This window comes from Rhodococcus spelaei, assembly GCF_006704125.1.
GTDB lineage: Bacteria > Actinomycetota > Actinomycetes > Mycobacteriales > Mycobacteriaceae > Rhodococcus_G > Rhodococcus_G spelaei.
The window spans coordinates 1-5,323 of record NZ_VIGH01000015.1; the positions used below are offsets into that span (position 1 = coordinate 1).

At 56.7% G+C, this 5,323-nt stretch carries 3 rRNA genes; all 3 read left to right on the top strand.

The window, feature by feature from the left end:
- Nucleotides 1–80: 80 nt before the first annotated feature.
- The 3 genes from FK531_RS22115 (at nt 81) to rrf (ending at nt 5,321) form a co-directional block, all read left to right on the top strand.
- Nucleotides 81–1,596: ribosomal RNA gene (locus tag FK531_RS22115) — 16S ribosomal RNA — on the top strand.
- 331 nt (nt 1,597–1,927) lie between these two features.
- Nucleotides 1,928–5,060, top strand: a 23S ribosomal RNA gene (locus FK531_RS22120).
- Between the two features lie 144 nt (nt 5,061–5,204).
- A 5S ribosomal RNA gene (gene rrf, locus FK531_RS22125) occupies nt 5,205–5,321 on the top strand.
- Together the 16S, 23S and 5S rRNA genes form the textbook arrangement of a ribosomal RNA operon.
- The last annotated feature ends 2 nt before the right edge of the window (nt 5,322–5,323 follow it).

Genomic DNA, 5,323 nt, shown 5'->3' on the forward strand with positions numbered 1-5,323 from the left:
AGCTAGTTTGAGTTTTTGATCGCTAGTGATTTGACTCGATGTCTATGACTGATTGCCGGCTTGCCGGTCATCTAGAGTCTTCAACGGAGAGTTTGATCCTGGCTCAGGACGAACGCTGGCGGCGTGCTTAACACATGCAAGTCGAGCGGTAAGGCCCTTCGGGGTACACGAGCGGCGAACGGGTGAGTAACACGTGGGTGATCTGCCCTGCACTTCGGGATAAGCCTGGGAAACTGGGTCTAATACCGGATATGAGCCTCCACTGCATGGTGGGGGTTGGAAAGGTTTACTGGTGCAGGATGGGCCCGCGGCCTATCAGCTTGTTGGTGGGGTAATGGCCTACCAAGGCGACGACGGGTAGCCGACCTGAGAGGGTGACCGGCCACACTGGGACTGAGACACGGCCCAGACTCCTACGGGAGGCAGCAGTGGGGAATATTGCACAATGGGCGAAAGCCTGATGCAGCGACGCCGCGTGAGGGATGACGGCCTTCGGGTTGTAAACCTCTTTCAGCAGGGACGAAGCGCAAGTGACGGTACCTGCAGAAGAAGCACCGGCCAACTACGTGCCAGCAGCCGCGGTAATACGTAGGGTGCGAGCGTTGTCCGGAATTACTGGGCGTAAAGAGCTCGTAGGCGGTTTGTCGCGTCGTCTGTGAAAACCAGGGGCTCAACCCCTGGCTTGCAGGCGATACGGGCAGACTTGAGTACTGCAGGGGAGACTGGAATTCCTGGTGTAGCGGTGAAATGCGCAGATATCAGGAGGAACACCGGTGGCGAAGGCGGGTCTCTGGGCAGTAACTGACGCTGAGGAGCGAAAGCGTGGGTAGCGAACAGGATTAGATACCCTGGTAGTCCACGCCGTAAACGGTGGGCGCTAGGTGTGGGTTTCCTTCCACGGGATCCGTGCCGTAGCTAACGCATTAAGCGCCCCGCCTGGGGAGTACGGCCGCAAGGCTAAAACTCAAAGGAATTGACGGGGGCCCGCACAAGCGGCGGAGCATGTGGATTAATTCGATGCAACGCGAAGAACCTTACCTGGGTTTGACATGTACTGGAAAGCCGTAGAGATACGGCCCCCCTTGTGGCCGGTATACAGGTGGTGCATGGCTGTCGTCAGCTCGTGTCGTGAGATGTTGGGTTAAGTCCCGCAACGAGCGCAACCCTTGTCCTGTGTTGCCAGCACGTAATGGTGGGGACTCGCAGGAGACTGCCGGGGTCAACTCGGAGGAAGGTGGGGACGACGTCAAGTCATCATGCCCCTTATGTCCAGGGCTTCACACATGCTACAATGGCCGGTACAGAGGGCTGCGATACCGTGAGGTGGAGCGAATCCCTTAAAGCCGGTCTCAGTTCGGATCGGGGTCTGCAACTCGACCCCGTGAAGTCGGAGTCGCTAGTAATCGCAGATCAGCAACGCTGCGGTGAATACGTTCCCGGGCCTTGTACACACCGCCCGTCACGTCATGAAAGTCGGTAACACCCGAAGCCGGTGGCCTAACCCTTGGGAGGGAGCCGTCGAAGGTGGGATCGGCGATTGGGACGAAGTCGTAACAAGGTAGCCGTACCGGAAGGTGCGGCTGGATCACCTCCTTTCTAAGGAGCATTCTCCAGCAGACGGTGTCGAACAGTCGACGTCGTGTCTGGCAGAGCCTGTTTCGTTCCCACACGTGGAACGGCAGGAGCTCATGGGTGGAACACTGACAAGCTTTTCCGCGTCTCGGTCGATCACACGATCGGCCGGCGGTGAATATATCGGCATACTGTTGGGTCCTGAGAGAACACGCGAGTGTTTCCTCTACAGGAAAGTGACGACAAGACCTGGACGTGGTCATACCGTGGTGGACGTGAGTTCGCCGGCTGGTGCCACACGAGTTCGGGTGTTGTGTGTTGTTTGAGAACTGCACAGTGGACGCGAGCATCTTTGTTGTAAGTAATGAAGAGCGTACGGTGGATGCCTTGGCACCAGGAGCCGATGAAGGACGTAGTAGGCTGCGATAAGCCTCGGGGAGCTGTCAAACGAGCTGAGATCCGAGGGTGTCCGAATGGGGAAACCCAGCCACAGTGATGTGTGGTTACCCGCGCCTGAATATATAGGGCGTGTGGAGGGAACGTGGGGAAGTGAAACATCTCAGTACCCACAGGAAGAGAAAACAACAGTGATTCCGTGAGTAGTGGCGAGCGAAAGCGGAAGAGGCTAAACCGTGTACATGTGATAGCCGGCAGGTGTTGTGTGCGCGGGGTTGTGGGGTCTTCTTTGTCAGTTCTGCCGAGCTGGCCAACAGTAAGAAATCATCGTGTTAGTCGAAGTGGTCTGGAACGGCCTGTCGTAGAGGGTGAGAATCCCGTAGACGAAAACTCGATGACTGTTGTAGTTGATACCCAAGTAGCAGCGGGCCCGTGAAATCTGCTGTGAATCTGTCGGGACCACCCGATAAGCCTGAATACTCCCTGGTGACCGATAGCGGACTAGTACCGTGAGGGAAAGGTGAAAAGTACCCCGGGAGGGGAGTGAAATAGTACCTGAAACCGTGCGCTTACAATCCGTCAGAGCCTTCGAACAGCTTGCTGTTGGGGGTGATGGCGTGCCTTTTGAAGAATGAGCCTGCGAGTTAGTGGCATGTGGCGAGGTTAACCCGTGTGGGGTAGCCGTAGCGAAAGCGAGTCCGAATAGGGCGGTCCAGTCGCATGTTCTAGACCCGAAGCGGAGTGATCTACCCATGGCCAGGGTGAAGCGACGGTAAGACGTCGTGGAGGCCCGAACCCACTTAGGTTGAAAACTGAGGGGATGAGCTGTGGGTAGGGGTGAAAGGCCAATCAAACTCCGTGATAGCTGGTTCTCCCCGAAATGCATTTAGGTGCAGCGTCGCGTGTTTCTCACCGGAGGTAGAGCTACTGGATGGTCTAGGGGGCCCACAAGCTTACCGAAATCAGCCAAACTCCGAATGCCGGTGAGTGAGAGCGCGGCAGTGAGACTGCGGGCGATAAGGTTCGTAGTCGAGAGGGAAACAGCCCAGATCGCCAGCTAAGGTCCCTAAGCGTGTACTAAGTGGAAAAGGATGTGGGGTCGCGAAGACAACCAGGAGGTTGGCTTAGAAGCAGCCACCCTTGAAAGAGTGCGTAATAGCTCACTGGTCAAGTGATCCTGCGCCGACAATGTAGCGGGGCTCAAGTACACCACCGAAGCTGCGGCATTCGCACAATACATTTCGGTTCCCCTGCGGGGGTGCCGGCAGTGGTGTGGATGGGTAGGGGAGCGTCGTGCAGCCATGGAAGCGCCGGAGTGATCCAGGTGTGGAGGCTGCACGAGTGAGAATGCAGGCATGAGTAGCGAAAGAAGAGTGAGAAACTCTTCCGCCGAATGACCAAGGGTTCCTGGGCCAGGTTAATCCGCCCAGGGTGAGTCGGGACCTAAGGCGAGGCCGACAGGCGTAGTCGATGGACAACGGGTTGATATTCCCGTACCCGTGTGAACGCGCCCCTGGTGAATCAGTGATACTAACCATCCTGAAGCGTCCTTAAGCCCCTTCGGGGGCCCTGGATGTGGATGCATGGGACCTGATCTGGTAGTAGCCAAGCGATGGGGTGACGCAGGAAGGTAGCTGAGCCAGTCAGTGGTAATACTGGTGTAAGCGTGTAGGGCGAGTGGTAGGCAAATCCGCCACTCACACAGCCTGAGACGTGATGCGTAGCCGATTGAGGCGAATTCAGTGATCCTATGCTGCCGAGAAAAGCCTCTAGCGAGCTTTCACACGGCCCGTACCCCAAACCGACACAGGTGGTCAGGTAGAGAATACTAAGGCGATCGAGATAACTATGGTTAAGGAACTCGGCAAAATGCCCCCGTAACTTCGGGAGAAGGGGGGCCTCGTCTGGTGATGGAACTTGCTTCCTGAGCTGGGTGGGGCCGCAGAGACCAGTGAGAAGCGACTGTTTACTAAAAACACAGGTCCGTGCGAAGTCGTAAGACGATGTATACGGACTGACGCCTGCCCGGTGCTGGAAGGTTAAGAGGACCGGTTAGCCCTTCGGGGCGAAGCTGAGAATTTAAGCCCCAGTAAACGGCGGTGGTAACTATAACCATCCTAAGGTAGCGAAATTCCTTGTCGGGTAAGTTCCGACCTGCACGAATGGCGTAACGACTTCTCAGCTGTCTCAACCATAGACTCGGCGAAATTGCATTACGAGTAAAGATGCTCGTTACGCGCGGCAGGACGAAAAGACCCCGGGACCTTCACTATAGCTTGGTATTGGTGTTCGGTTCGGTTTGTGTAGGATAGGTGGGAGACTGTGAAGCGGGCACGCCAGTGTTCGTGGAGTCGTTGTTGAAATACCACTCTGATCGTATTGGACATCTAACCTCGGACCATGATCTGGTTCAGGGACAGTGCCTGGTGGGTAGTTTAACTGGGGCGGTTGCCTCCCAAAATGTAACGGAGGCGCCCAAAGGTTCCCTCAGCCTGGTTGGCAATCAGGTGTCGAGTGCAAGTGCACAAGGGAGCTTGACTGTGAGACTGACAGGTCGAGCAGGGACGAAAGTCGGGACTAGTGATCCGGCACCGGCAAGTGGAAGCGGTGTCGCTCAACGGATAAAAGGTACCCCGGGGATAACAGGCTGATCTTCCCCAAGAGTCCATATCGACGGGATGGTTTGGCACCTCGATGTCGGCTCGTCGCATCCTGGGGCTGGAGTAGGTCCCAAGGGTTGGGCTGTTCGCCCATTAAAGCGGCACGCGAGCTGGGTTTAGAACGTCGTGAGACAGTTCGGTCTCTATCCGCCGCGCGCGTTAGAAACTTGAGGAAGGCTGTCCCTAGTACGAGAGGACCGGGACGGACGAACCTCTGGTGTGCCAGTTGTTCCGCCAGGAGCACTGCTGGTTAGCTACGTTCGGAAGGGATAACCGCTGAAAGCATCTAAGCGGGAAGCCTGTTCCAAGATGAGGTTTCTCACCCCCTTGAGGGGGTAAGGCCCCCGGCAGACCACCGGGTTGATAGGCCAGAACTGGAAGTCAGGTAACTGATGTAGGTGACTGGTACTAATAGGCCGAGGACTTACCACAAAGAAGCTACGCGTCCACTGTGCGGTATCTGAAACAACACACAGATACCATTACCCCCCTACCGATGTGTGGGTGCCCCGAAATGGGTGCCGGCTGTCGGGTTCGGGCGGGGGGGAATGTGATGGTGTGACAGTTTCATAGAGTTACGGCGGCCATAGCGGAGGGGAAACGCCCGGTCCCATTCCGAACCCGGAAGCTAAGCCCTCCAGCGCCGATGGTACTGCACTCGACAGGGTGTGGGAGAGTAGGACACCGCCGAACAT